General features: G+C 61.5%; 30 protein-coding genes. 13 read left to right on the top strand and 17 right to left on the bottom strand.

Annotated features, from left to right (window positions below):
- Positions 1–23: 23 nt before the first annotated feature.
- From EJ075_RS00180 to EJ075_RS00210, 7 genes are all read right to left on the bottom strand, one after another.
- Positions 24–464 carry a hypothetical protein gene (locus EJ075_RS00180; RefSeq protein ID WP_095486553.1) on the bottom strand — a complete coding sequence of 147 codons (441 nt, stop codon included), beginning with the start codon at positions 462–464 and terminating at the stop codon, positions 24–26.
- A 153-nt stretch (positions 465–617) separates the two neighbouring features.
- Positions 618–2069, bottom strand: a complete 1452-nt coding sequence (locus tag EJ075_RS00185; protein ID WP_126102920.1) for an ATP-binding protein — start codon at positions 2067–2069, stop codon at positions 618–620.
- A complete protein-coding gene (locus EJ075_RS00190) occupies positions 2053–2718 on the bottom strand; it encodes a response regulator transcription factor (protein WP_023800820.1) in 666 nt (221 codons plus the stop codon). Before EJ075_RS00190 ends, EJ075_RS00185 begins: the two co-directional genes overlap by 17 nt.
- A gap of 68 nt (positions 2719–2786) precedes the next feature.
- Positions 2787–3086: a hypothetical protein gene (locus EJ075_RS00195; RefSeq protein ID WP_095486551.1), complete on the bottom strand. Its 300-nt coding sequence runs from the start codon at positions 3084–3086 to the stop codon at positions 2787–2789.
- Positions 3087–3261: 175 nt separating this feature from the next.
- Positions 3262–3672 carry a DUF3168 domain-containing protein gene (locus EJ075_RS00200; RefSeq protein ID WP_126102921.1) on the bottom strand — a complete coding sequence of 137 codons (411 nt, stop codon included), beginning with the start codon at positions 3670–3672 and terminating at the stop codon, positions 3262–3264.
- 111 nt (positions 3673–3783) lie between these two features.
- Positions 3784–4050, bottom strand: coding sequence for a DUF1488 domain-containing protein (locus tag EJ075_RS00205; protein WP_095486549.1), 267 nt, complete (start codon positions 4048–4050; stop codon positions 3784–3786).
- 12 nt (positions 4051–4062) lie between these two features.
- The gene (locus tag EJ075_RS00210) at positions 4063–4311 is read right to left on the bottom strand and encodes a hypothetical protein (protein ID WP_095486548.1); all 249 of its coding nucleotides are present in this window, start codon (positions 4309–4311) and stop codon (positions 4063–4065) included.
- 246 nt (positions 4312–4557) lie between these two features.
- Between EJ075_RS00210 and EJ075_RS00215 the strand changes: the two genes are divergently transcribed.
- The 4 genes from EJ075_RS00215 (at position 4558) to EJ075_RS33015 (ending at position 7365) form a co-directional block, all read left to right on the top strand.
- A complete protein-coding gene (locus tag EJ075_RS00215) occupies positions 4558–4896 on the top strand; it encodes a co-chaperone GroES (protein WP_095486547.1) in 339 nt (112 codons plus the stop codon).
- A gap of 107 nt (positions 4897–5003) precedes the next feature.
- The gene (gene groL, locus EJ075_RS00220; protein ID WP_095486546.1) at positions 5004–6629 is read left to right on the top strand and encodes a chaperonin GroEL; all 1626 of its coding nucleotides are present in this window, start codon (positions 5004–5006) and stop codon (positions 6627–6629) included.
- Between the two features lie 81 nt (positions 6630–6710).
- On the top strand, positions 6711–7100 hold the full coding sequence (locus EJ075_RS00225) for a hypothetical protein (RefSeq protein WP_095486545.1): 390 nt from the start codon (positions 6711–6713) through the stop codon (positions 7098–7100).
- 103 nt (positions 7101–7203) lie between these two features.
- Positions 7204–7365 (top strand): hypothetical protein, encoded by a 162-nt coding sequence (locus tag EJ075_RS33015; RefSeq protein ID WP_164547001.1) that lies wholly within the window; start codon positions 7204–7206, stop codon positions 7363–7365.
- A gap of 18 nt (positions 7366–7383) precedes the next feature.
- On the opposite strand, the gene EJ075_RS00230 is transcribed toward EJ075_RS33015, so the two are convergent.
- Positions 7384–8937: a trimethylamine methyltransferase family protein gene (locus tag EJ075_RS00230; protein ID WP_126102922.1), complete on the bottom strand. Its 1554-nt coding sequence runs from the start codon at positions 8935–8937 to the stop codon at positions 7384–7386.
- A 157-nt stretch (positions 8938–9094) separates the two neighbouring features.
- Here EJ075_RS00230 and EJ075_RS00235 point away from each other — a divergent pair, with 157 nt between their 5' ends.
- From EJ075_RS00235 to EJ075_RS00260, 5 genes are all read left to right on the top strand, one after another.
- Positions 9095–9733: a TetR/AcrR family transcriptional regulator gene (locus tag EJ075_RS00235; protein WP_126102923.1), complete on the top strand. Its 639-nt coding sequence runs from the start codon at positions 9095–9097 to the stop codon at positions 9731–9733.
- Between the two features lie 195 nt (positions 9734–9928).
- Positions 9929–12088 carry a PBP1A family penicillin-binding protein gene (locus tag EJ075_RS00240; protein ID WP_126102924.1) on the top strand — a complete coding sequence of 720 codons (2160 nt, stop codon included), beginning with the start codon at positions 9929–9931 and terminating at the stop codon, positions 12086–12088.
- Positions 12089–12200: 112 nt separating this feature from the next.
- Positions 12201–12785, top strand: coding sequence for a DUF1214 domain-containing protein (locus tag EJ075_RS00245; protein WP_095486541.1), 585 nt, complete (start codon positions 12201–12203; stop codon positions 12783–12785).
- Positions 12778–13326 carry a DUF1254 domain-containing protein gene (locus EJ075_RS00250; protein ID WP_095486540.1) on the top strand — a complete coding sequence of 183 codons (549 nt, stop codon included), beginning with the start codon at positions 12778–12780 and terminating at the stop codon, positions 13324–13326. The genes EJ075_RS00245 and EJ075_RS00250 overlap by 8 nt, the downstream gene beginning before the upstream one ends.
- A 409-nt stretch (positions 13327–13735) precedes the next feature.
- Complete coding sequence (locus EJ075_RS00260; RefSeq protein WP_164547002.1) at positions 13736–14755, top strand: hypothetical protein; 1020 nt, start codon at positions 13736–13738, stop codon at positions 14753–14755.
- Positions 14756–14906: 151 nt separating this feature from the next.
- Here EJ075_RS00260 and EJ075_RS00265 read toward each other — a convergent pair whose 3' ends face one another.
- From EJ075_RS00265 to EJ075_RS00275, 3 genes are all read right to left on the bottom strand, one after another.
- Entirely contained in the window at positions 14907–15254 is a 348-nt protein-coding gene (locus EJ075_RS00265) for a DUF1491 family protein (RefSeq protein ID WP_095486537.1), read from the bottom strand.
- Between the two features lie 108 nt (positions 15255–15362).
- Positions 15363–16136, bottom strand: a complete 774-nt coding sequence (locus tag EJ075_RS00270; protein ID WP_126102926.1) for a peptidoglycan-binding protein — start codon at positions 16134–16136, stop codon at positions 15363–15365.
- The gene (locus tag EJ075_RS00275) at positions 16111–17850 is read right to left on the bottom strand and encodes a HAMP domain-containing sensor histidine kinase (protein WP_126102927.1); all 1740 of its coding nucleotides are present in this window, start codon (positions 17848–17850) and stop codon (positions 16111–16113) included. Before EJ075_RS00275 ends, EJ075_RS00270 begins: the two co-directional genes overlap by 26 nt.
- 532 nt (positions 17851–18382) lie before the next feature.
- Here EJ075_RS00275 and EJ075_RS00280 point away from each other — a divergent pair.
- Positions 18383–18733, top strand: coding sequence for a DUF5330 domain-containing protein (locus EJ075_RS00280; RefSeq protein WP_095486626.1), 351 nt, complete (start codon positions 18383–18385; stop codon positions 18731–18733).
- 115 nt (positions 18734–18848) lie between these two features.
- Positions 18849–19277, top strand: a complete 429-nt coding sequence (locus tag EJ075_RS00285) for a SufE family protein (protein ID WP_095496748.1) — start codon at positions 18849–18851, stop codon at positions 19275–19277.
- Between the two features lie 147 nt (positions 19278–19424).
- Here the strand turns inward: EJ075_RS00285 and EJ075_RS00290 are convergent, their stop codons facing one another.
- Both EJ075_RS00290 and EJ075_RS00295 read right to left on the bottom strand, forming a co-directional pair.
- A complete protein-coding gene (locus EJ075_RS00290) occupies positions 19425–19850 on the bottom strand; it encodes a MucR family transcriptional regulator (RefSeq protein WP_023800837.1) in 426 nt (141 codons plus the stop codon).
- A gap of 433 nt (positions 19851–20283) precedes the next feature.
- On the bottom strand, positions 20284–20652 hold the full coding sequence (locus EJ075_RS00295; RefSeq protein ID WP_095486534.1) for a hypothetical protein: 369 nt from the start codon (positions 20650–20652) through the stop codon (positions 20284–20286).
- Between the two features lie 120 nt (positions 20653–20772).
- On the opposite strand from EJ075_RS00295, the gene EJ075_RS00300 reads away from it, so the two are divergent.
- Positions 20773–22914, top strand: a complete 2142-nt coding sequence (locus EJ075_RS00300) for a S9 family peptidase (protein WP_126102928.1) — start codon at positions 20773–20775, stop codon at positions 22912–22914.
- A 160-nt stretch (positions 22915–23074) separates the two neighbouring features.
- Positions 23075–23464, top strand: coding sequence for an SET domain-containing protein-lysine N-methyltransferase (locus EJ075_RS00305; protein WP_126102929.1), 390 nt, complete (start codon positions 23075–23077; stop codon positions 23462–23464).
- A 19-nt stretch (positions 23465–23483) separates the two neighbouring features.
- On the opposite strand, the gene EJ075_RS00310 is transcribed toward EJ075_RS00305, so the two are convergent.
- The 4 genes from EJ075_RS00310 to EJ075_RS00325 form a co-directional block, all read right to left on the bottom strand.
- Entirely contained in the window at positions 23484–24422 is a 939-nt protein-coding gene (locus EJ075_RS00310) for a cytochrome c (RefSeq protein WP_126102930.1), read from the bottom strand.
- 9 nt (positions 24423–24431) lie between these two features.
- Positions 24432–24875, bottom strand: a complete 444-nt coding sequence (locus tag EJ075_RS00315) for a cytochrome c (RefSeq protein WP_095486530.1) — start codon at positions 24873–24875, stop codon at positions 24432–24434.
- Positions 24876–25074: 199 nt separating this feature from the next.
- The gene (locus EJ075_RS00320) at positions 25075–25671 is read right to left on the bottom strand and encodes a superoxide dismutase (RefSeq protein ID WP_126102931.1); all 597 of its coding nucleotides are present in this window, start codon (positions 25669–25671) and stop codon (positions 25075–25077) included.
- Positions 25672–25778: 107 nt separating this feature from the next.
- Positions 25779–26657 carry a branched-chain amino acid aminotransferase gene (locus EJ075_RS00325; RefSeq protein WP_126102932.1) on the bottom strand — a complete coding sequence of 293 codons (879 nt, stop codon included), beginning with the start codon at positions 26655–26657 and terminating at the stop codon, positions 25779–25781.
- Between the last annotated feature and the right edge of the window lie 21 nt (positions 26658–26678).

Raw genomic sequence — 26678 nt, forward strand, 5'->3', positions numbered from 1 at the left:
AACCGGACCTATCCGCCCAGTCGTTACGTCAGCGGCGTCCAGCTGCCATCGGCGTTGCGGCAAGCGGTTCCGCGCGCGGTGGCGCCGGCGGCGCCGGTAAAGACCGTATGGGTGTATTGCCGGCAGTCCTGCGAGCCGACACGATAGGGCTGGGCGGCGACAACCTCGCCATAATGCGCCGACCGATCGCTCTTCCACGTCACCTTCTGGCCACTCGCTGTGTACTCGAGCGCCTTGTATTCCGCCTCCAGCGCCTTGCGCTTCTCGGATTCCTTCAAGCCGGCACCGATCGATCCGCTGACGAGGCCGCCGCCCATGGCGGAAATGATCGTCGTCGCGATCTTGCCGTCAGTTGGCGGCGTGACGGCAGGCTGCGGCGCCACCGTGGGGGCCGGGCTGTTGCCCAGCGTCGTGCAGCCGGAAACGGCCAGCAGTGCGGAAACGAGCGCGACGCGAATCTTCATGCCAACAACCGGTTTTCTTGAGTTAGAGCTGGGAGCCGCGCCATCGGGGAAGTCGGTGTGGCCATTAGTGTTGATGTTTGTCCGAAATTTGGCCGCGGCCGACGCTCCGGGACCAATCGACATGCCGCCATATCACGCACCGTCGATCAAGCATCATTGAAGGCTCCGCAATCGAACTACTGCCTTCAACCCGCCCATGCCGGATCGTTCCAGAGCCAGAACGCCTCCATACTCATTGACGAGGTCGGCGACAATGGCAAGTCCAAGCCCGGTCCCCGGCTTGGTCTCGTCGAGCCGCCGTCCGCGCCTCAGCGCCTCGCGCGCCTTGTCTTCGGGAATGCCCGGGCCGTCATCCTCAATGCTGATCTCGAACAGATTGACGGCACCCTCCTTGCCGGCGCCACTCGTCTTGTCGGAGATTGGTGCCACCGACACGGCGACCGCGCTCTTTGCCCATTTCATGGCGTTGTCGAGCAAATTGCCAAGCAATTCTTCCAGATCCTCGCGTTCGCCGGCAAAAACGATATCGACTGCCGGCAGCGAAAGCGAGAGAGCGGTCTGCGGGTTGAGTTTTTGCAGCACGCGCACCATGCGCTGGACCAGCGGCGCCACCGGCGTACGGTAGACGACGCTGTCGCGTTGCGCCGCGACGCGGGCGCGCTGCAGATAGTGGTCAACCTGCTTCTGCATCGAGGCGGCCTGCTCGGCTATGAGCTTGCCCTTGGCGCCGCCAAGCGCCCGCCCCTCGTTGATCAGCACCGCCAGCGGCGTCTTCAGCGAATGGGCGAGGTTGCCGACCTGCGTGCGCGAGCGCTCGACGATACGCTTGTTGTTTTCGATCAGTGCGTTGGTCTCGTTGGCAAGCGGCTCGATCTCGGCCGGGAAGCGGCCGTCTAGCCTTTGCGCGGTTCCTTCCCGCACCATGGCGAGAGCGTTCCTGACCCGGCCCAATGGCTGCAGGCCCAGCAGGATGGCGATGGCGTTGATGGCGATCATGCCGACGCCGAACAGGGAAAGATAGGTCAGAAGGCGACGCTGAAAGGCGCCTATCTCCTGCTCGAGCTCGGTCTGGTTGCCCATGACACGGAAGCGCGCTGCGCGATTTTTCGCGTCGAGAACGAATTCGCTCTCGAACACTTCCAGCTCCTCGCCATTGATGCCTTCGGTGGCATAGCTGCGCTGGAAGCTGGCGTTGAAGGGAACCTCGGCGACGCTTGGCGACGGGATCGCCTTGGTCATCGAGGAGGAGTGCAGATCGCCGCGCACGCCTTCCGACGCAGGCTCCACTGACCAGTACCAGCCGGAATTCGGCTCCGAGAACCGAAGATCGCCAAGGTCGGGAGCGCCGGTCAACGAACCGCCTTCGGACACGCCGACCGAGCCGATCAGGTTGAACAGATGCGCCGACAGCAAGCTGTCGAAACCGCGCTCACTCGCCTGGCGATAGAGCGTCGTGATCAGCGTGAAGATGACGACCAGGGTGAGTATCGCCCAGACCGTGGAAAAGGCGATCACCCGGAACGCCAGCGAACGCGGCCAGAACCGCAGCGAAAGCGGCGTTCTTGCAGTCTGTTTGAGCGGTTCCGCCTTACGCCTCCGGCTCACGCATTCGATAGCCCATGCCGCGAACGGTTTCTATCATGTCGATGCCCATCTTCTTGCGAAGCCGCCCGACAAAGACCTCGATTGTGTTGGAATCGCGGTCGAAATCCTGATCGTAAAGATGCTCGACCAGCTCGGTGCGGGACACGACCTCGCCCATATGGTGCATCAAATAGGCAAGCAGGCGGAATTCATGCGACGTCAGCTTCAGCGGCACGCCGTCGACATCGGCCTTGGAGGCCTTGGTGTCGAGCCGCAATGGCCCGCAGGTCAACTCGGACGACGCATGGCCGGCCGCGCGCCGGATGAGCGCGCGAACCCTGGCCAGCACCTCTTCGATGTGGAACGGCTTGGTGACGTAATCGTCGGCGCCGGCGTCGATGCCGGATACCTTGTCGCTCCAGCGATCACGCGCCGTCAGAATCAGGACCGGCATCTTGCGGCCGCCGCGCCGCCAGCGCTCAACCACACTGATGCCGTCCATCTGCGGCAAGCCGATGTCGAGCACCACGGCGTCATAGGGTTCGGTATCGCCAAGGAAATGCCCTTCCTCACCGTCGAAGGCCCGGTCGACGACATAGCCGGCATCGACCAACGCGTCTGATATCTGCCGGTTGAGATCCTTGTCATCTTCGACGACCAGTACGCGCATGCTGGATCAACACCTGTTGAAGAATTGGTCAGATATAGGCCGATTCCGGCACGCTGGGAAACGGCGGGTCAATTCTGCGGAACGACGATCTCTGTGCGGCGCGGGCGCTGTCCATCCTTGCCTGGAACCAGCACGACGATGACGCAGACCGGCTGGCCACCGCGCGTCGACTGCGATGCCTTGGCCAGCGTGCCGCCATTCTGCTCGGCGACCTGCTGACCGATCGCGTAGCAGTCGGAGGCAGCCAGGACGACCGGCCGGTTCTGCTCGGGCACGACGACCGGCAGCGCCGTCGCCTGCGACGCGAACAGAGCGGCCGCTGATAGCGCCAATGTCGCGGTTCGGAAGTGGGAACGAAGCGTTTTCATGGTCAGCGTTCTAACGCATCGGTGCTGAACGTGAAATGAACAGTGAACGCCTGCAACACATGCCTATCCCACCCCTGAAACGCGAGACAACCGACCTTATGATTTCGCCGCCCCAACCCGGCAAAATTCATCGAAGCGCCAGTCTAGACTGTGTTGCAGCCATATTGAAAGCGCGTCAGGCGTTTTCTTCCGTCACGGCGCGAAAGCGCAGCAGCCCGTGATAAGCCGAAAGGTCCTCGTCATAACGGCCCTCGGTGAATTCGAGCCTGAGATTGAGGCGGTGATGCTCGTCGAGCGCGAGCGCCGCATCCTGGAGCCGGGCGCTGACCATGTCCATCACATCGAGCATTTCTTTCCTGGCCTCGGACTTCGACCAGAAATGCAGCGTGAAAAGCTGCTCGGCGTCGTTCTCCATGCCCGTTGTCCAGTCGTAGACGCTGGTCCGGCCGAAGGTGACATAGGGAAACGGGACATTTTCCGGGGCATGGTCGAACAGTTTAGCGCCGCCCAATGCCGCTGACAGGGAACCGTCACCGTTCAGCGCTTCGAACAAGGCCTTCTGCAGCGCGGCGGCCGGCGCGGTCATCGTCTTCTCCCTCGCCCGTCACGGCTGAACAAGCCTTCGCGCCGTCAGCGATTCCTGCTTGCAGCGTAGCCGCGTTGACGTTCTCGCGCCAGATCACGGGACGGTCGGGATTTATCGAAAATCGGCTGCGGTCAGCACGTACATGCTCTTGCCGGTACGGGCATAAGCATTCCTTGCGACGTCATGTATGGGACCGACAGCCGCATCGAAGGCGGCGAGATATGTGGCTTCGGCTGTCGCCGTCCCCGACGGTGCCGTCGAGATGGCATCTGCATCGACGAAGAAAGAAATCTGGGACATGCCGTCATAGCCGACGAAGCGGATCCGTCGGCTCGCTTCGTCGTAGCTGCGGCTTTGGTTTGGAAATGTCAGGCTCATGACTTGACGCCGTTAAGCGGCCCCCGCCTTCTTGACTGCCGCCCGCTTTTTCTTGGGGGCGACGGGATTGAGGGCCTCCGCGGCGCGGTCGGCCTCTTCCTTGGCCAGCCGCAGCGCCCGCAGCCTTGCCGTCTTGATGATCCTGGCCTTGGCTTCCGAAACATATTCGGCCGTTGCCTGGTTTCGCTCCGCGGTTTTCTTCTGCTTTTCCATGAAGCGCGCCTCAGCTTTTTCCATTATATTCTGACTGAATTCCGCCATCGATAAAATCTCCTTCTTGACTGAGATTATGAAAGTGAGTTTCTCATCTAAAATAGGTACTCGGGCAGAAAAAATCAATTCCAGGATTATTTTATGCTCATCGAATTCATGGGAATGAAACTGCCAAATAATACTGTCAATAGTTTCCGATAAAGGACTAATATTTTTTGGCACTCCTATCTATCGAGTGCCAAAACGCCTATACAAGGGCGTGGCCGCCTAAGCCGGCCCCAGAAAGAAGTTCCCATGAAATTCCGGCCACTCCACGATCGCGTCGTTATTCGGCGCGCCGAAAGCGATACCAAATCCAAGGGCGGCATCATCATCCCCGACAATGCCAAGGAAAAGCCGCAGGAAGGCGAAGTGATCGCCGTCGGGCCAGGCGCGCGGGACGAAAGCGGCGCGCTGATCGCACTCGATGTCAAGGCCGGCGACCTCATCCTGTTCGGCAAATGGTCGGGAACCGAAGTCAAGATAGACGGTGAGGACCTTCTGATCATGAAGGAGGCCGACATCATGGGCATCATCGACAAGAGCGAGATGGGCATCACCGACAAGATCGTGGCTGCCAAGAAAGCCGCCTGATTGGAGCGCCGCGCGTCCTCTTGGACGCGCAGAAGATGCTCCAAGTTTTTGATTCAGGCGGGTGCTGCCAGCGCCTTGCCACAACCAATTGAACGGGACGAAAAAACATGTCTGCCAAGGAAATCAAATTCTCCACCGATGCGCGTGACCGGATGCTGCGCGGTGTCGAAATCCTCAACAACGCCGTCAAGGTGACGCTCGGCCCCAAGGGCCGTAACGTCATCATCGACAAGGCCTATGGCGCGCCGCGCATTACCAAGGACGGGGTGACGGTGGCCAAGGAAATCGAGCTTGCCGACAAGTTCGAGAACATGGGCGCCCAGATGGTGCGCGAAGTGGCCTCGAAGACCAACGATCTCGCCGGCGACGGCACCACCACCGCCACGGTGCTTGCCGCTTCCATCCTGCGCGAGGGCGCCAAATTCGTTGCCGCGGGCATGAACCCGATGGACCTCAAACGCGGCATCGACCTTGCGGTCACCGCCGTCGTCAAGGAAATCCAGGCACGCGCCAAGAAGGTCAAATCTTCCGGTGAAATCGCGCAGGTCGGCACCATTGCCGCCAATGGCGATGCCACCGTCGGCGCCATGATCGCCAAGGCGATGGACAAGGTCGGCAATGACGGCGTCATCACTGTCGAGGAAGCCAAGACCGCAGAGACCGAACTCGACGTCGTCGAGGGCATGCAGTTCGACCGTGGTTATCTCAGCCCCTATTTCGTCACCAATGCCGAGAAGATGCGCGTCGAGCTGGAGGACCCTTATGTCCTCATCCACGAAAAGAAGCTTGGCAATCTGCAGGCGATGCTGCCGATCCTCGAAGCCGTGGTGCAAAGCGGCAAACCGCTGGTGATCATCTCCGAGGACGTCGAAGGCGAAGCGCTGGCGACGCTGGTCGTCAACAAATTGCGCGGTGGCCTCAAGGTCGCGGCAGTCAAGGCGCCGGGCTTCGGTGATCGCCGCAAGGCGATGCTGGAAGACATCGCCGTGCTCACTGCCGGCCAGATGATCTCGGAAGACCTTGGCATCAAGCTCGAGAACATCACCATCGACATGCTCGGCCGCGCAAAGCGCGTGCTGATCGAGAAGGACACGACGACGATCATCGACGGTGCAGGCGAGAAGGCCACGATTCAGGCGCGTGTCCAGCAGATCAAGGGGCAGATCGAGGAAACCACTTCCGACTACGATAAGGAGAAGCTGCAGGAGCGGCTAGCCAAGCTCGCCGGCGGCGTCGCGGTCATTCGCGTCGGTGGTGCGACCGAGTCCGAGGTCAAGGAAAAGAAGGACCGTATCGACGACGCGCTGAACGCCACGCGCGCGGCGGTGGAAGAAGGGATCGTTCCCGGCGGCGGTGTCGCTCTGCTGCGCGCCAAGGCCGTGCTGAACGGGCTGACCGGAGCCAATGCCGATGTGACGGCGGGCATTTCGATCGTGTCGAGAGCGCTCGAAGCGCCGATCCGCCAGATCGCCGAGAACTCCGGCGTCGAAGGTTCGATCGTTGTCGGCAGGCTCATGGACAGCAAGGATCACAACCAGGGTTTCGATGCTCAGAACGAGATCTATGTCGACATGATCAAGGTCGGCATCGTCGACCCGGCAAAGGTGGTGCGGACCGCGCTCCAGGATGCCGGTTCGATCGCGGCATTGCTGATCACTGCGGAAGCCATGATCACCGACATTCCAGCCAAGGATGCCGCGCCTGCGGCCGGCGGCGGCATGGGGGGCTACTGACCATCGCCTAGACAAGCCTGCAGCGCCCGGCCGGAAAGGCCGGGCGACCGATCCCAACACCAACCAGGAAGGAACTGTTCCGTGGCCACACAAAGCAGCAAGCCATCTCTCGCGCGTCGATGGGAAGATTACCAGCCGGCCAAATCCACGCTTTTGTGGGCATGTGCGGCAACCGTCGTCGCCACGCTGATCATCGGTTTCAACTGGGGCGGCTGGGTGACCGGTGGCACCTCACGCGCGCTGGCGACAACCGCCGGCGACGTGGCGCGCGGCGAGCTGGCCTCGGCGGTCTGCGTCGATCGCTTCAATACGGCACCCGATGCCGCCGCCAAACTTGTCGAGTTCAAGGCCATAACCGACAGTTACAAGAAGCGGCAGTTCATCGAGACGGGCGGCTGGGCGACCATGCCCGGGAAAACCTCGCCCGACAGGCTGGGTGCGCAAAGCTGTGCGGTCGCTCTCGCCGCCTGATATCATCGACCTCTCCGAGAGAAACGAACTCTACACGAGAGCCTGAAAGAAAACCGCCGGGGCATCTCCCCGGCGCGCGGCCCGCCGGCAAGGAGATCGATCCATGATTGCGTTCGTCCCGAAGCCAAATGCCGTCGCGACAATCAAAGCGGTTGAGGAAAGTCGCTTCGATCGCATTCGTAGACTTGCCGATAAGCATAGGAAAGCTGACACCGGCACGATACGCCGCGACCCGCAAAAGACCGGCGACAAACGCCCTATGTGACGCCCGCGTGCCGCCACCTCACGAAACCGGTGCCGCACCGCCCTCTTCGGTGCGCCGCGCTATGAATTCGTCGAGGACGTATGATGTGACAGCGGCCGAGGGCGGTGGCCGGAAGTCGGCCAACAGTCGTTTCCAGATGCCGGTGGCGCGCTCCGTGGCGGTTCTTGACCCGGCCTGCGTCCAGTTGCCGAAATTCGACCAGTCGGCCACCAGCGGCTCGTAGAATGCGGTGCGGTAGCGCGCCATTGTGTGTCCGGCCGAGAAGAAATGCCCGCCCGGCTGCACTTCCGCGATGGCCTCGAAGCCGATCGCATCTTCGTCGCCTGGCGTCGCCGCGCAGAGTTCCGCGACCGTCTGCAGCGCCTCGATATCGGTGATCAGCTTCTCGAAGGAGACGCTCAAGCCGCCTTCGAGCCAGCCAGCCGCGTGGATGCATACCGTCGCGCCAGCAAGCACCGAGCCCCACAGCGCGAACTGCGTCTCGTGGGCTGCCTGCGCGTCCGAAACGTTGGCGGCGCTGCCGCCGCCGGATCGCCAGGGAAGGCCGGTGAAGCGCGCAAGCTGACCGGCGCCGAGCGTCGCCTTGACGTGCTCCGGCGTGCCGAAGGCCGGCGCCCCCGACTTCATGTCGACGTTGGACGAGAAGGAACCATAGACGACCGGCGCGCCTGACCGCACGATCTGGGCCAGCGTCAGCCCGGCCAGCGCTTCGGCATGCTGCAGCGTCAGCGCGCCGGCCACCGTGATCGGCGCCATGGCGCCGGCCAGGCAGAAGGGCGTGATGATCAACACCTGCCCCGCCTTGGCAAAGTCGATGATGCCTTGCGCCATCGGAATGTCGAGCTGACGCGGCGAATTGGTGTTGATGACGGTGTAGCAATAGGCCCCCGAACGGAATTCGTCCTCGGACAGGCCGCGCGCCAGCCGCAGCATCTCGAACCCGTCGTCGACCTGCGGCGTGCCGCGCGCGAAAATGAACGGGAACTTGTCGGACAGCGTCAGCTGAGCCCGGTTGACGGCATAATGGCGCAAACGGTTGTCGATGTCCTGCGGCTCGATGCAAGGCCCCAGCATATGCAGGACGTCGAAATGCTGCACCAGCCGAATAAGATCCTCGAAAGCGGCAAGCGTCCCCGGCCGCCGGCCGCGCTCTAGATCGGTGACGTTCGGCGCGCCGGATCCCGCCAGAAACGTCATCGAGCCGAGCTCGAACATCAGGTCTCGGGCACGGTCGCCGGCGTGCGCCCGGATCGATTTCGGCGCCGAGGCCAGCGCCGCCGCGACGATGTCGCGGCCGAGGCGCACCATCTGACTGTCCTCGTCGACCAAAGCGCCGGCACGGGCAAGAATGAGACGCGCTTCCGGCAACAGCACCTTGACACCGAGTTCCTCGAGCACGCGCAGCGCCGTGTCGTGGATCGCGGCGACGTGGTCGGCCGAAAAGACAGGCTGCGGCAGGAACGGGTTCTTCAACGAACGATAGTCCGGCCGGCGGCTGCTCTCGCTACCGGCCTCGCCGGTTCGTCCGCGCCGGCGTTCGCGCCTGAGGTTGCGTGCGGCGTCATCGACCATGGCGGATACTCCTCATTGCCGTATTGCCTTGCCCTGGGGATCGTAGGGAGAGGCCGCGATGACGCGCCGGCCGTTCTTGAGGCGGCAGGATACTTGCACTGTACATATGTGTCTAGTATGGTTGTATGCAGCTCTCCCCCATGCCTATTGTGCGGCCATGATCATGATTGCTCCGCGGGACGAGCCGGCGCCCGGCAACATCAAGGTGACGCGCTGGGACTGGATCAGTCTTGCGCTCCAGACATTGATGTCAGACGGCATCGAAAGCGTGCGCGTGCTGCCGCTCGGCCAGAAGCTCGGCGTTTCGCGCTCAAGCTTCTACTGGTATTTCGATAGCCGTCAGGATCTGCTCGACCAGTTGCTTGCCCATTGGCGGGATACCAACACCAAGGCGATCGTCGAACGCGCGCAGCGGCCGGCCGAAAGCATCATCATGGGCGTCATGAACGTGTTCGAATGCTGGGCGGACGAGCGCCTGTTCGATCCCAGGCTCGACTTCGCCGTCCGGGAATGGGCGCGTCGCTCCGACGGCGTGCGCCGGGCGATCGACCAGGCCGACAATGACCGCCTGGGCGCGATCCGCAACATGTATCGCCGGCATGGCTATGATGAAGAGGATGCCTTCATCCGCGCCCGGGTGCTCTACTACATGCAGATCGGTTATTATGTGCTCGACCTCAAGGAACCGGTCGAGGCGAGAGTCAGTCATCTCGCCGCCTATCTGCGCAGTTTCACCGGCAAGGAGCCAAGCGACGCCGACGTGGCGCATTTCATGCGCTTTATCGCGGCGCGGTAATATTGAAAGCGGATGCGCGCCTGCAAAGCGGTGGAGGTGGCCCCTCAAACTCCTATCTAGAAACTGTAACGCGCAAGTCTACCTCGCCCTTGTGAGCGGCGCCAAAATGAACGAATAGTCTTGGTAGGCGCGTCGCCCTGAAATTGCCCCCGTGCAGTTTCTCACTGGGAGGCGTAGCCGCAGCCGGATCCTGGAATGGCCAGTCCTTTGAAACCACGCAAGAGAAGAGGTCCGATTGCCGCAAGACTGCTGGCTGCGGATGCGTGGTTCGATTCCTCGCTCTACGAGATCGGCTTCAAGGCGCGCCGGTTCTGGGAAGCGGCCACCATTTTTTTCCGGCGCTTCCGCGTCTCCGGCTGGCGCCGCGGCATCATCGAACTGTTGAGCGAGGCCTTCACGCTCGGCGCCGGCGGCATCGTCGTCATGCTGGCGCTTGCGCTGCCAGCCTTCCAGGAGACCGCCGGCGACTGGCGGGCCCAGGGTGATTTCGCTGTCACCTTCCTCGATCGCTACGGTAACGAGATCGGCCAGCGCGGCATCATCCAGCGCGATTCGGTGCCGGTCGACGAGATGCCCGACCAGGTCATCAAGGCGGTGCTGGCCACCGAGGATCGGCGTTTCTTCGATCACTACGGCATCGATGCGCTCGGCCTTTCGCGCGCGATCTTCGCAAATGTGCGGGCGAATTCCGTGGTGCAAGGGGGCTCGAGCATCACCCAGCAGCTGGCCAAGAACCTGTTCCTGACCAATGAACGGACATTGGAACGCAAGATCAAGGAAGCCTTCCTGTCGCTGTGGCTCGAGGCCAATCTGTCGAAGAAGGAGATCCTGCAGCTCTATCTCGATCGCGTCTATATGGGCGGCGGCACCTTCGGCATCGAAGCGGCCGCTGATTTCTATTTCGGAAAAAGCGTCAAGGATCTGAACCTCGCCGAAGCAGCGATGCTGGCCGGCCTGTTCAAAGCACCGACCAAATACGCGCCGCACATCAACCTGCCTGCTGCCAGGGCGCGGGCCAATGTGGTGCTGTCCAATCTCGTCGAGGCCGGCTTCATGAGCGAGGGGCAGGTGCTGCAGGCGCGGCTGCATCCGGCCGAGATCGTCGACCGCGGCGAGCAGAAAAGCCCGGATTACTACCTCGACTGGGCATTCGAAGAGGTCAAGAAGATCGCGGCGAAGTCCGGCCAGCATTCGCTGGTCGCTCACACCACTTTCGACGCCAACATCCAGAAGGCGGCGGAAGAATCGATGGAGTTCCATCTCCGCCAGTTCGGCAAGGAATACAACGTCACCGAAGGCGCCATGGTCGTCATCGAAACCAATGGCGCAGTCAGGGCGATCGTCGGCGGCCGCGACTACGGTGCCAGCCAGTTCAACCGCGCCACCAAGGCGCTGCGCCAGAGCGGCTCATCGTTCAAACCCTATATCTATGCAACGGCGATGGAGCACGGCTTCACTCCGGACTCCGTCGTTTCCGGCGGGCCGATCTCCTGGGGCAGTTGGTCGCCTCACAATTACAATGGCGGGTCGGCCGGCAAGGTCACGCTGATCACGGCGATGGCCAAATCGATCAACACCGTGCCGGTGCGGCTGGCCAAGGATTATCTCGGCATCAAGCCGATCAAGGCGATGGCGGAAGCCATGGGCGTCGAATCGCCGCTCGAATCGCACAAGACGATGGTGCTCGGCACTTCGGGCATGACCGTGATGGACCAAGCGACAGGCTATAGCGTCTTCGCCCAGAACGGCTTTGTCGGCTCCCGGCATGGCATCACCCAGCTCGTCACCCATACCGGCGAGATGGTTTACGATTTCGCCAAGGATGCGCCGCCGCCGCATCGTGTGCTGTCGGAACAGGCGCTGAAATATATGAACACCATGCTGGCGGCGGTGCCGGTGATGGGCACGGCGCGGCGCGCTGCCCTACCCAACATCGTTTCGGCCGGCAAGACCGGCACCACGCAATCTTACCGTGATGCCTGGTATGTCGGCTTCACCGGCAACTACACGGCTGCCGTGTGGCTCGGCAATGACGACTTCACCCCAACCAACAACATGACCGGCGGCTCGCTGCCGGCGATGGTGTGGCAGCGGCTTATGGTCTATGCGCACCAGAATATCGATCTCAAGCCGATCCCCGGTCTCGATTATCCCTTCGTCGACGAAAAAATTGCCGCCAAGGCCGAGGACGCGGAAAAGAAGAACGCCGAGCAGGCAGCGGCGGACGCCGCCGCCGAGCGCCCGCCGGTGCTGTCCAGCCAAACCACGCGGGCGCTCAAGGACATCACGAGGCTGTTCCAGTCGGCGCCCGTCCTCAAGGCACCTGCGACGCCGGAGACCCTGTCGGCGCTTTGACGCCCGCACACGACGGGTCATGCTCGCGCAGGCAATTCCACAGAGGTCCGCTTGCCATGGCCCCCTGCCCCGCGATATCCCCAAGCGGCACTCCTCTTTCCCGCGGCTCCTCATGCTCAAAAACGCATTCCTGACGCTCCTTGCGCTTGCCATAGCCATCGGCGGCGGCGGCGGCGGCGTCTGGCACGCTCTCAAGACGCAGGATGGCATCGGCGCGATCCGGATCGGCCCATGGACGGCGTTTCCCGATATCGGCACGCAGGCGGCGGATCCCTATTCGAAAGCCCGTGTGGCGCGCGAGGGTGTGCTGGCGCTCGGGCAAGCAGAGGGCCTGTCTTTTGTCGCCGAACGCGATTCCGGCGGCGAGCAATTGAAACGTCAATGCGCCTACGAAATCGAAGGCGGATTTCCAACGGCCCGGTTCTGGACCCTCTATGCCGCCGATCAGTCGCTCGGCGTGATCGAGACCGACAAGCCGAGGCTTGCGGCACTTCAATCCTACCAGGTGCTGCGCCAGCCCGACAATTCGGTGGTGATTTCCGTCGGCCACCGCCCCGCGCCCGGCAACTGGCTGCCTTCCGACGGCTCCGGTCGGATGTATTTCGTGCTGACATTCTACGACACGCCGATCGCCAGCAGCACGGGTCTTTCGGATATCACGCTACCGCAGATCCTGAAGGTCGGCTGCAATGCGTAGGCTGCTGCACGCGATCTTGCTCGGCCTGCTTGGCGCCGGTGTCGTGCATATCATCGTGCTGCTGCTCGTCCCGGAATTTTCCGAACGCGATGCCTGGTCGCGTCTGGCCATGGCCTCGGACCTCTATAGGATGACCAGGCTGGACGCAGAGGCCGGCGGCACGCCGGTGGTAAAATCCGTCGATCCACTGTTTTACGCGGCGGCTTGCCGGTTCGATCTGTCCGAAGGGATGGTGCGGATCAAGGCACCCGGAAACGTCCCGTTCTGGTCCGTATCGGTCTATGACCGAAGCGGCCACAATATCTATTCCTTCAACGACCACAGCGCGACCGGTAGAGTGCTGGACAGTATCGTGCTGACGCCGGCGCAAATGATCGAGATCCGCAAGAATCTTCCCGAGGAATTGCAAGGGGCAATCTTCGTCGAGGCGCCCATCGACGAAGGCATGTTCGTCATCCGCTCCTTCGTGCCCGACGACAGCTGGAAGCCGGTCGTGTCACGGTTTCTCGAGCAGAGTTCCTGCGAGCTGCAGGATTTCTAAAGGGATCCCGAAACTCAGTGGTGCGGAACAGGCAGCGTCCCTGACGAGCCTGGCATCGAGCCCGGCTTGTCCCGACCGGCGCCTGTCCGGCTCTCGCCCGTCAGTGGCCGTTGCTCATAACGGACGCCGGGGAAAATGATCACCGCCGCCGGCGTACCGGTGTTTCGTTCTGCTCGATTGGTTGCCGCCGTTCGCGGCACGAAAGACAGTACCATGCCCATGGTTCGTGCATTCCTCTCGGTTGCCCCGGAGCACAACGCAACGCCTCCAATCTGATTAAGGACGGCAGTAGGTTAACGGAACGCTAACGGATCGCCGCTAACTTGATCTTTGTTCTTGGGAAATGCGAAACCGACACAGTCCCGGTCGAGCATGGTCCAGATTGTGTCGAGTGTCAGGCGTATCCTTCGTGTCAGCTTCGGATTTCAGGCAAATCGCTATACGGGCTGAATCGGGAAAGGCTGAAAGGCTGTTCCGCGCCGCGGTGTCGGCGTTCTGTTCGCTCACCCGCCCGTCGCGCCGGGAGATTGCACAGCTTGAAGATCTGACGCTTCCACTTTTCGCCAATGTGTCGGTCGAATCGCGCCGCTACGTCGCTGCCGCCCTTTCCGAGTGCGAATATGCGCCCACGGCGCTGGTCCGGCGGCTTTGCGAGGAGCCGGTCGACATCGCCGCCCCGCTGCTCATCCGCTCGCGCGCGCTCAGCAACATCGATCTCATCGCGCTGATCGGGCGGCACGGCCTGCCGCATGCGCGCGCCATTGCGCGCCGCAAGGACCTGAACCCGACCATCGCCCACCTGATCAAGGCGCTTGAAAAGCCGACGCTGGTGAGCGTGCGTCAGCCGGAGGCGATCGCTAAGACGGCGCCCGAAAGCGCCGAAGTCGTTGTGCCCGGCCCCGAGAGGCAGCAGGAGCCCGGCGCCGCCGCCGAAAATGCAAGGCGCCGGCTGCGGTCGATGATGCATGCCGACGCGGAGAGCGGCGGCGCAACCATCAATCCGTTCACCGGTGCTGAAACCTATGTCAAACTGCGCGAGACGGCGCTGACCGGCAACGCCGCATTCTTCCAGACAGCACTGGCCGACGCGCTCGAAATCGATTTTTCAACGGCGCGGTCGCTCACCGCAACCCAGAACTACACGTCGCTGCTGGCCGCCCTGCGCGCGCTCGACCTCAGCGAAGACAAGGCGTTCCTGATCACCGTTGCCGTCTACCCCACAGAGTTTCCGCATCCGCAGGCCATCCGCATCTTCCTCGACCGCTACCGTCTGCTGCGTCGCGATGCAGCGCTGGACAGGGTTCGCGGCTGGAAGGCCGAGATACTGTCGAAGGCCATTCGCAGTACCGGACCCGTTGCGGCAAACGCCGACATCCGTAAGGCAGACAGCGACAATGCTGCCATCAGCCTTAAGGTGCGGCGCGTCTGAAGAGATTCAAGCGACGCGCCTTAAGTTTTTTGTTTTTATGCATGTCGTTATCCCAAAACCGCTGCGCACTTTTGGGCGACATACATGAAGGCGCGGCGCGTCTGAAGAGATTCAAGCGAACGTTTCAAGCCTTTGTCTTTCATGCATATCGTTAGAGCGACTTGACGGAAATAAGCTCCTCGACGGGAACAGCGCCGGCCTCGATCTCGACCACCCAGATGTCGGGATCGAATTTTTTCTCCCTTTCCAGTCGCGCGTCAAAGACGGCGGCATCGTCGCCAGCGCCGAGCAGGCTGAAAAACCGGTCGTCGGGTTTGGCTGAATCGTAGCTCGTCTGCGGCGCCGGCCCAAACAGGGCGATCTCGCCCATGCGGCCACGCGCCAGCACGAAGACCGCGCCGGCCTCGGTCGCGCCGCGCTTAACCACGGCGGCGAAGCCCCCGGCGCTGAAAACCCGGCGCAAAAGGGCCGACACCCACAGATCGGTGGTTACGCGCATGGCAAGGTTCTGGACGACATCGGACGGTACTTAGAGCAAAGGTCCGAAAACCGAAATCGGTTTTTGCCCATCCGGTTGGCGAACGCCTCGACCGTCAGGCGTCGACTGTCAGTTGGTCAGGCCGATCTCGCGCATCTTGACGTAGACGACCTCGTCGGGCTCGCCAGTCTCCGGTAGCCCGAACAGTGACTGGAACTCCTTGATCGCTGCCTTGGTGCGTGCCCCGACCACGCCATCGAGCTGCATGTCGTCATTGCCAAATGCCTTCAAACCGGCCTGAATCTTGATAATGCGGGCGTCAGGTGCCTGCGCCGACGCATCCGCCGGCGCCGAAGCGGAAACGGGAATCGCGGCCATGTCGTCCGGGCGGGGCGCCGGATGCGGCACGACCGTCGAGGCGGTTGGCGTGGCGCCTAGTTGATCGAGCAGCACACTGTCGATCTCGCCGGAAGCGTTGAGCCCGACCTTCTGCTGATAGGCCTGTATGGCGTTGCGCGTGTTGGGGCCGGAAATGCCGTCGACGGTGCCGGAATAGAAATCGAGATCCTTCAAGATGCCCTGGACCTGCTTGACGACTGGATCGCTCTTGATCGGTGCCGGAGCCGGGCCGGGCCGCACGATGTTGATGGTGGTCTCTGGCTCGTCGGCGTCTGCGCGAGGAAAGCCCTCTATGCTCCTGGTCGCGAAGAACGCGCCGGCATGAGGAAAAGGCTGATACCACAGGGCATTCGCCGAGACGTAAAACAGCGTCACCAGGAAGGCGGTCGAACCGCCGACCAGAATCGGATTGCGCGAGATCAGGCTGCCGACGGCGACCGCGCCACCCTGGAAGGCATTGCCGCGGCGCTTGACCGCCTTAGGCTGTTTTGCGGAGCGAGCCATGCCTGTCCCCTTTCGTCTCCGCCTTGGCCACGGGCATCGGCAGCACGCCGGGCTTGTCCGTCGAACGTCCCTTCGGTCCGTTCACCGGCAAGCTGATCGTTACTGTGGTGCCCTCGCCCGGCATGCTTTCGATCGACATCGTGCCCTCGTGCAGCGCCACCAGGCCCTTCACCAGCGACAGGCCGAGCCCGGTTCCCTCGAAGCGGCGCGTATAGTCGTTCTGGATCTGCATGAACGGCTTGCCGAGATTGGCAAAGTCTTCCTCGGCGATGCCGATGCCGGTGTCCCTGATCCAGAAATGCAGTCGCGAGCCGATCCGCTTGGCGCCGACGATGACATCGCCGCCATCGGGCGTGAACTTGATGGCGTTGGAGACGAGATTGATGAGTATCTGCTGCACGGCACGGCGATCAGCGTTTATCTCGCCGGCATCCGGTGCGATCTGAGCCTGCAGATCGATGTTTTTTGCCTCGGCCTGCTGCCGCATCATGGACTGGCACATTTCGACCGCTTCCACGAAACGGAACGGTTCCGGCTCGGCCGCGTAGGCGCCCGATTCGATCCTCGACACGTCGAGTATCGAGGTGACGACGGCAAGCAAATGCTGGCCGGACTCCTTGACCAAGCCGACATATTCCTTCTGGCGCGGATCCTTGAACGTGCCGAACATCTCATGCAGCAGCATGTCGGAGAAACCGATGATGGCGTTCAACGGCGTGCGAAGCTCGTGGCTGACGACCGCCAGAAACCGTCCCTTCGCCACTTCGGCAGACGCGGCCGCCTCGTTCGCAGCGGCAAGCTCTTCGCGCAATCCGGCGACTTCGTCGTTTTCGCGCAAGACGAGCGTGAAGACGTCCTGCTGCTCCTTCGCCCGCGTCAGCTCAAGGGAAAACGGCCGGTAATTGTCCGCCGTTGGGCCGTGGCCGTTTTGCGGCAGCCGGACGCGAAAATCGAGCCGGCGCGTCGACGCGCCATCGCGCATGTCGGCCAGCGCGCTGAGGTATGCGACGCGATCGGACAGATGGATACGATCGAACAGGCCAGTACCGAACAGCAGCTCCGGCTGCAGTTTCAGGATCGTGCGCGCTTTTGCCGACGCATCCAGAACCTCGCCATGCCTGCCGACCCGCAGGACAACGGCGTCGATGACGTTCTCGAGCCGTTCGTCGGTCGCCGGATCAAGCTGCGCGCCGGCCGGGCTGCCAAGTCTCGCGACGCGGGGAACGAGGGTGAGCGCCCAGGCCAGCGGCAGCAACCAATGCCACGCAGCGATTTCTGCCGCGCCGAACGGGAAGACGGAACCGGCAAAAGCCTGCAGCACGATAGCGACAAATGCGGATACCGCACCCCACAATGCAGCGCGACGAGACGCGCCAATCCACCAGGCTTCGAACGGGAGCGCCACGACAAGCATGGCAACTGGAGAGGCCAGACCGCCCGCCGCGGCAATGACGCCGGCAAGGGCAAGACTGCCCATCGCCAGGGCGACCTGGCTGGCGAACGCCATCTTACCCGATGCTGCCACCAGCAAGGCGGCAAACCAGCAAAGGCCGAAAGCCGCAAAGATCGCAGCCATGGTCAGGGCCGCGCCCATGCCCGAGGTGACCAGCGTGACTGCTGCACCTGCGGCGAAGAACGGAGCGGCCAGCATGACACCGATAAACCGGCGCTGGCACCGGCGATCGTTCTGTCCGAGGATGGACGGATGAACCATACGTTCGCAACCGGCTGCCATCGCGCCGGGCAACTCAACGTATCTGGCCCCGATCGAACTCAACTCAACGCACTCGCACCCGGTCGTGAACAGCCCTGCTTCGCAGGTTGCTTTTGTTGCTCTGAAACTCGCATCCAGCGTTTAAGGAATGGATAAGGCGGGACCGACCAATGCCCGGCCTGAGGCAAATATTGGGAGACCGGCGCGGCAAAACCTGGGCAATTGCAGCCATAGTAAATGGAGCGTTATCCGGGCGGATCGTCCTTCTGCCTCTGACAGTCGCCACCGGCACGCCGCACTTCTGGGAAATACCTATAGAAAACAGCCAGATGGATGGTTAACCCCAAGTGAAGAAAATCATCTGGATTTGAGGCAAACGCATTGCAAAATGCTTCGTTTCGAATTTGCCTAAAATTTGAGGAAAATTTTCGCTGACCAGGCAAGCCGTCCTTTGCGCGTCTATGCCACTATCGTATCCAAAGAGGTCATGCCGCACGAATGCATGATCCGATCACGGATGAGAGGCATACAGATGGGCTTTCTGATAAGAATGGCTTTCTGGTTTTCGCTGGTGCTTCTGGCGCTGCCGCTGAATGTCGGCTCCGACGAGACAGGCCACCAAAGCGTCGGGCCGATCCAGGCCTTGTTTGCGGCGCGTGAAGCGGTCGGCGACATTGCCGGCATATGCGAGCGCAAGCCCGACGTCTGCGAGACCGGCAAGTCCGCAATGCACACGATCACCGCCCGAGCCAAGGAGACCGCCAAGATCGCGGCCGCCATGTTGGACGACAAGACCGCCGAACCCGACACTGCGACGACGACCGGCAGCGTGCCCGAAGACATCGTCTTGCCCGCAAAAGTCGACCTGCCGGCGAAGAACTGAGATATTTTGTCAGCGCATCTGTCGCTGCATCGCAGGCCCTCCGCCCTCTCGACGCCTATGGTGTTTTTCCTCTTTTTCCGTGACGCGGCGTCGCCCGATGACTATATCCGGGGTGATGACCACGACGATCCAAACGATCCGCGACGACTTCTCCCTGCTTGACGAGTGGGAAGACCGCTATCGCTATGTGATCGAGCTGGGCGAGGCCCTGCCGCCGTTTCCCGATGAGGAACGCAACCCCGCCAACAAGGTGCCTGGCTGCGTCAGCCAGGTCTGGCTGACCACTGAATATGGACCGGGGCCCGACCCAGTCGTCACCTTCGCCGGTGATTCGGACGCCCATATCGTGCGCGGCCTCGTCGCTATCATGCTGGCGCTGTTTTCGAGACGACCCGCCAGCGAGATCCAGAAAACCGACGCGGAAGCCACGCTGAAGGCACTCGGGCTCGACGAGCACCTGTCGCCGCAACGCGCCAATGGTCTTCGTTCTATGGTCAAGCGCATCAAGCGCGACGCCGAGGCGGCCTTGAGGCAGACCGCCTGATTAGGCCACAGCGGGATTGGCCTACATGATGGCGAGCCCTCGCATATGGCGCAACGCCTATCGATTGCTCCAGCAATGCCCCAAAAGCAAAACGGCGCCCGAAGGCGCCGTTGATCGTCTAACCCAGGTTGGGAAAGACAGCCGGTATCAGCGCCCCTTGCGCTTGCGGCCGAGACCCATCTTCTTGGCAAGCTGTGAGCGGGCGGCAGCATAGTTGGGAGCAACCATCGGATAGCTTGCGTCCAGGCCCCATTTTTCACGATACTCGTCGGGCGTCAGACCGTAGTGGGTCATCAAATGGCGCTTCAGCGACTTGAACTTCTTGCCGTCTTCAAGACAGACGATGTAGTCGTCATGGACGGAGCGCTTCGGGTTTACTGCCGGCTTCTGCTTGTCGGCAGGAGGCTGTTCACTGGCCCCGCCCACGCGCCCGAGGGCGGCATGGACATCGGCGATAAGGCTCGGCAGCTCGCCGACCGGCACCGGATTGTTGCTGACATAGGCGGCTACGACATCGGCCGTCAATTCGATCAGCGCATCACTATTTCTGGAAGGTGTTTCGATAATATCCATGGCTTCATGGCCCCAACGAGAGTTGTTTCTATCCGCGCCCTATTTTTGGCAGGTCGGGCACCGCGCGAAATTTTTGCAGGAAAGAGCCTCTGCGATTCGCGTCGCAGCATTCTAATGAGCCAGTGCACCAAGTAAGTCAATTCGCTTCTTGTGCTATATTCATCGATGTTAATAAAATATTCCACGATCAGCTTCAATCTTTCGTGCACTCTGTAACTTTGCGATATTTTCTGGTCAGACCAGTGGCGGCTGACGCAGCGTCAAGCTGCCGTTACATCCGTGATGGACAGTAAAAATATCTGAATGCTTGGCTATGCTTGGTTGTAGCGTAAGCTATTTGGTTGTTTTCAGAGTCTACGAAACCATAGGTTGCGATTTATCCTGCTGTCTGCGAGCAAGCCGGAAATCGGCGCTGCGGACCGGCACCGGGCCTTCATTGTGGCGTGATGTACTTTCCATAGACCCAGCCGGTGACGAAATTGCCGCTTTGGGCCGGATCGTGCCAGACTTCGCACCAGCGATAGCGGACCTTTTCCACCTGCTGCGAGGCCGGCTGATTGGCGATGTCGAGCAGGTTTATGCCGCCGGTGCATTTGCCGGTCATCTGCAATACGGCACCGTTGGGATAGGCGGCCTGCTTCTGCGAAGACCCGGCCGGATATTTGCGCACGTTGAGGGTGTCGCCAAACGGAACGTTGGTCACTTGCCAAGCTGCGAACACGGTTGCATGAGATTGGCCGGTAAAGGCCAAAACAGTCGAGGCGACGGCGAAAGCCGCGGCAGCGTGAAAACGGAATTTCATTTTTTCTCTCTCCTCCGGCTCATCTTCTGGAGCTCGGCCCAAAACATATATTCCGGCTCTTGAACCTGCGCTGATCGGCGTGTTCATTCTCCATTCAAGTAACTTCCACAGCGAGACGCAATGACCAGAACCCCAGCATTTCCGACTGTCAGCCCGCCACAACCAGAGAAGCGACCGGTCTTCGATATACATCATGGAGTAAACCGGACGGACGACTATGCCTGGCTGAGAGCCGACAATTGGCAAGAGATGTTCAGGGACCCGTCCCTGCTCGACGGCCAAATCCGCGCCCATCTCGACGCCGAGAACGTCTATCAGGCAGCGTTGATGGCCGACACCGCCCAGTTGCGGACGCAGCTTTTCAAGGAGATGAAGGGCCGCATCAAGGAAGACGATTCTTCGGTGCCGATGAAGGATGGGCCATACGCCTACGGGTCATCTTTCAAGCTTGGTGGCGAGCAGCCGCGTTATTTCCGAACACCGCGCGATGGCGGCGACGAGCAGATCCTGCTCGACGGCGACCTCGAGGCCGAGGGCAAGGCCTATTTTCGCCTCGGCGGCGTCGACCATTCGGCCGATCACGGCAAGCTCCTGTGGGCGTTCGACGACAAGGGCTCTGAATTCTTCACGCTTCGCGTGCGCGATCTCGCCAGCGGCGAAGAGTTGCCGGATAGGATCCCGGACACAGGTGGCGGCGGCGTGTGGGACGCAGGCAACGACGGATTTTTCTACACCCGTCTCGATCCCAACCACCGTCCTTCCAAGGTGCTGTTCCATACCCTTGGCGACAGTCATGAGAACGACCGGCTGATCTATGAGGAAACCGATCCAGGCTTCTTCATGAACGTCGGCGGCACGCGCTCCAACGAGTGGATCATGATCGGCATCAACGATCACGAGACGTCGGAGTACCGACTGATGAGCGCCAGCGAGCCGTTCGCCGAACCGAAGCTGGTTTCGCCGCGCGAGACCGGCCTGCAATACGACCTCGAAGAAGGCGGCGACATCTTCTTCATTCTCACCAACGCCGACGGCGCCAAGGATTTCAAGATCATGACGGCGCCGGCGAACGACCCGGTGCGTGCTAACTGGCAGGAACTGGTGCCGCACGAAGCGGGTCGGCTGATCCTCTCGGTGATCGGCTTCAAGGACCATATGGTCAGGCTTGAACGCAAGGAAGGCCTTCCGCGCATCGTCGTGCACGATCGCAAAAGCGGCGAGGAACACCTCATCTCTTTCGACGAGGAAGCCTTCTCGCTCGGCCTGTCGGGATCCTATGAATACGACACCGAGATCATGCGCTTTTCCTACTCGTCGATGACGACGCCGGCGCAGGTCTTCGATTACAACATGCGCACCCGCGAACGTGTGCTGCTGAAGACCCAGGAAGTTCCGTCCGGTCACGACCCGGACCATTATGTGACGCGGCGGCTGATGGCGCCCGCCGCCGACGGCGAACTGGTGCCGGTCTCGCTCATCCATCACCGCGAAACACCGCTCGACGGATCAGCGCCTTGCCTGCTCTACGGCTACGGATCCTACGGCATCACGGTGCCGGCCGCGTTCAACACCAACTGCCTTTCACTGGTCGATCGCGGCTTCGTCTACGCAATTGCCCATGTCCGCGGCGGCAAGGAAAAGGGTTACGGCTGGTACGACGACGGCAAGCGGGCGCACAAGATGAACACGTTCACCGATTTCGTCGCAGTCGCACACCACCTCGTCGCCGAGCGCTACACGGCCCATGACCGCATTGTCGCCCAGGGCGGCTCGGCCGGCGGCATGCTGATGGGCGCGATCGCCAACATGGCGCCGGAATGTTTTGGCGGGATCGTGGCCGAGGTTCCGTTCGTCGACGTGCTGACCACGATGCTCGACGCGACCTTGCCGCTGACGCCACCGGAATGGCCCGAATGGGGCAACCCGATCGTCTCGGAGGAAGACTACCGGACGATCGCAGCCTACTCGCCCTACGACAATGTCGCCGCGCTCGACTATCCGCCGATCCTGGCGCTTGCCGGCCTCACCGACCCGCGTGTCACCTACTGGGAACCGGCCAAATGGGTAGCGCGGCTGCGCGACCGCAAGACCGGCGACAATCCGGTGCTGTTCAAGATCAACATGGACTCCGGCCATGCCGGCGCATCCGGCCGGTTTTCCAGGCTCGAGGAAATCGCCTTCACCTATGCCTTTGCGCTGAAGGTGGCGGGCAAGGCCACCACAGCGCCGGCCGCCCTTTTGGACGCGCAAAGGGCGCTGTAGGAGCTTGATCTTGCGCATGATCCTCAGCGGAAATTCGATTCCGATTCCGGGTCATGCGCTACTGATTTTCTGCTCGCAATTGCGATGGCCGCGCGCTACCCAATGCGCGGCTTTTCGCGGCCGCCAACCAAAATCACCCAGTCACTCCAAAGGGTCTGCCATGTTGCTCGTCGACGTCTATCTCGACAAATCGCCTATCCAAGGCATTGGTGTTTTTGCCAAGAACCACATTCCCCGCGGCACACTGGTTTGGAAGCTCGATCCCAATTACGACCGGCGCATCCCTGTCGAGACCTATGAGCGCGAAACCGGGCCGATCAAAGCCTATCTCGATCGCTATTCCTATCCCGACCGGCGCGACCCCAACTACATCGTCTTCGAAGCCGACGACGCGCGCTACATGAACCATGCCGATGACCCGAATTGCGACGTCGCCTCGCCCGAGGAGACATATGCGTTGCGCGACATCGCGGCCGGCGAGGAATTGACCTGCGACTACAATCATTTCTTCGAAACCGGTTTCGATTTCCTGGGCGATCGCCACCCGTAATCGAACATTAGCTCGAAGGCTACTTGCGTGCCGGATAGCCGTTGGGATGCGGCGGTATGGCCTTCAGATAGGCTGATATCGCCGCCCGGTCCTCGGGCGTCAGCTCGGCCATGTTTCTCTGCACATCGACCATGGCGCCACCCACGGAATCGAAATCCGGCGTGAAGCCGGTTTCGAGATAGTAGGCGATATCGGTCTCTGACCAGTCACCGAGCCCGCCTTCGCCCGAAGTGATGTTCGGGACGATGCCGCTGCCTTCGGCGGCCGCAGCACCCGCTAGCCACTGGCTTTTCTTGCTGCCACCCATGAAATCCCGCGGCGTATGACATTCGCCGCAATGGCCAGCCCCTTCGACCAGATAACGACCTGCCAGCACCGGCTGCGGCGTCCCGTCCGGAAAGGAAACCACCGGCTGATCGCCCAAATAGAGACGTTTCCACAGCCCGATGCCGCGACGGATGTTGACCGGGAATCCTAGCGCATTGGGCGGCGCCTTGCCGGCGACAGCGGGGAGCGTCTTCATGAAGGCATGGAGATCGGCAATATCGGTCGGCTTCATGCGCGCGTAGGATGAATAGGGAAACGCGGGGTAAAAATGTTCGCCGCCCGGCGACACACCCTTCAGCATGGCGTTGGCGAGGTCTTCCACCGACCAGGCGCCTATACCGTCCTTGGCATCCTGCGAGATGTTCGGGGGCACGAAGATGCCGAACGGCGTCTTGAGTTGGAGACCGCCGGCCAGTTGAAGGCGCGCATCGCCCTGCGAGCCTGGCTTCGCATGACAGGACGTGCAGCCGCCGGCATAAAAAATGCGCTTGCCCCTGGCGGCATCGCCGGGGCCGAGCTGCGCCAGGGTCTCAGGGTCTAGCCTGACCGGCGCCGACAGGAACCAGCCGGCAACTGCGCCGGCGGCGCCTAGAAGAAGGGTCGCGCCGACGAGTTTTTTCAGCAGGCGCATCGCCCGCTATCAGCCCTTCTTTATCCTGTAGGTCTGGTGGCAGGTGCCGCAATCACCGCCAATGGTATTGAACTGCGCCTTCAAGGCATCGACGTCGGCAGGGGCGGCGGCCGCCGCAGCCTTGACGTTGGCGAGATACTTGCCCTCAACCTCCTTGAAGCCGGCCATATCTTCCCAGATCTTGGGAGCAGCCGTGGTGTCGCCGGTGTCGCTGCCCGCCGGGAAAAAAGTGTCGACGTTGGCATGGAATTTCTCCGCGTTGGCCTGCAGCGCCTGCAACGCCGTCAGCACGGCGGCGGCGTCGTAGGGGGCCTCGCCCTTGACAACTTTCGACAGTTGGCCGGCGATCTTTCCACGTTCCTTCATCAGGGCCTGCCGGTCCTGGATCGGATCGGCAAACGCCGCCGAACCGGCGAAGGCGAGCATCGAGATGGCGAGGATAAGCTTTCTCATTCAACTGGCTCCATGGTGAAGATGTTCGGGTGAAGGTCGGAACTGATCGATAACGGCAAAGGTGGCTTAAAAATTCCGGAAATTCGCCTCACTCTTATGTGAATTTTTGCGACAGTCGTTCTGTGTTGGAAAAAGCGGCCGAGCTTGCGCCAAAAGAAAAGCCCCGGCTTTCCGGGGCTTTTCTGCAAATCGATCAGGTCTAGGCCTTTTCGTAGAGCTCAAGGACATGGTCCCAGTTGATGAGACTGTCGACGAAGGCTTCGAGATATTTCGGCCGGGCGTTGCGATAGTCGATATAATAGGAGTGCTCCCAGACATCGACGCCCAGGATCGGCGTCGCGCCATGGACCAGCGGGTTCTCGCCGTTCGGGGTCTTCGAGATTGCCAGTTTGCCGTCCTTGACCGAAACCCAGGCCCAGCCCGAACCAAACTGGGTGGTTCCGGCGGCGATAAAGTCCGCCTTGAATTTGTCGTAGCCGCCAAGGTCGCTGTCGAACGCCTTTTGCAGCGCACCCGGCAATTTGTTGCCGCCGCCGCCCTTCTTCATCCACTTCCAGAAGTGGATGTGGTTGTAGTGCTGGGCGGCATTGTTGAAGAGCCCGGCATTCTTGCCGAAGGACTGTTTTACAACGTCTTCGACCGACAAATCGCCCAGGCCGGCTTCGGCAGCCAGCTTGTTGCCGTTGTCAACATAGGCCTTGTGGTGCTTGTCGTGATGGTACTCCAGCGTCTCCTTCGACATGTAAGGCTGCAAGGCCTCGTAGTCATAGGGCAAGGCGGGCAGTTCAAAAGCCATCGGTCGTACTCCTCGTGGAAAAAATCCGGTGTCGATACCGGACTAACATAGGTCTGGATTGATGTGGAGCAACTCCGGAATGAAGCGCCGGTTCCCTTTTTAGCCAGTCAGCCGGCCGAAGTCGAATGCGCCCAATCCCAATAGAGTTCGCGCGCCTTCTTGGCTACAGGCCCGGGTTGTAGATTGCGGTCCTCGATGCGGGTGACCGGCACGACTTTCGAATGGTTTCCCGTCGAGAATATCTCGTCTGCTTCGAGGAAATCGCGCACCGACAGCGTCTTCTCGGTGGTCTTGAACCCGTACTCGCCAAGCAGCGTCATCGTCCGCGAGCGGGTGATGCCGGACAGGAACGTGCCATTCGGCGCCGGCGTCAGGACATGGCCGTCCTTGACCAGGAAAATGTTCGAGGTTCCGGTCTCGGCGACATTGCCCAACATGTCGAGCACCAAGGCGTTGTCGAAGCCGCGCATCTTGGCTTCGAGGATGGCACGGCCGTTGTTGGGATAGAGGCAACCGGCCTTGGCATTGGTCGGCATGGTTTCGATGGTCGGGCGCCGGAACGGCGAGACGGTGACCGAAAAGCCCGACGGCGAGATCATCGGCGATTCGTAGAGGCAAAGGCAGAAACGGGTCGAGGCCGGATCTGCCGGCACGCCCATATAGCCGCCATGCTCGGCCCAGTACATCGGCCTTATGTAGACCGCCGTCTTGCCGTCGAACTTCTTCAGCCCGTCCCAGGTTAGCCCGACAATTTTTTCGGTGCTCATGGATGGTTTGAGGCCGAGCGCGATCGCCGAGGCGTTCACCCTCGCGGCGTGGCGGTCGAGGTCGGGGGCGACGCCCTCGAACCAGCGGGCGCCGTCGAACACGCTGGTGCCGAGCCACATGGCATGGCTGCGCGGCCCCAGAATGGCGACGTTGCCTTCGTGCCAGTCGCCGTCCACGAAGGTCCATGTCGCGGATTGCGCCGCAGTCGCCAGTGTCATCGCTTGGTTCCGTTTCAGAGC

Origin of the sequence: Mesorhizobium sp. M6A.T.Cr.TU.016.01.1.1, assembly GCF_003952585.1 — a bacterium.
Taxonomy (GTDB): domain Bacteria; phylum Pseudomonadota; class Alphaproteobacteria; order Rhizobiales; family Rhizobiaceae; genus Mesorhizobium; species Mesorhizobium mediterraneum.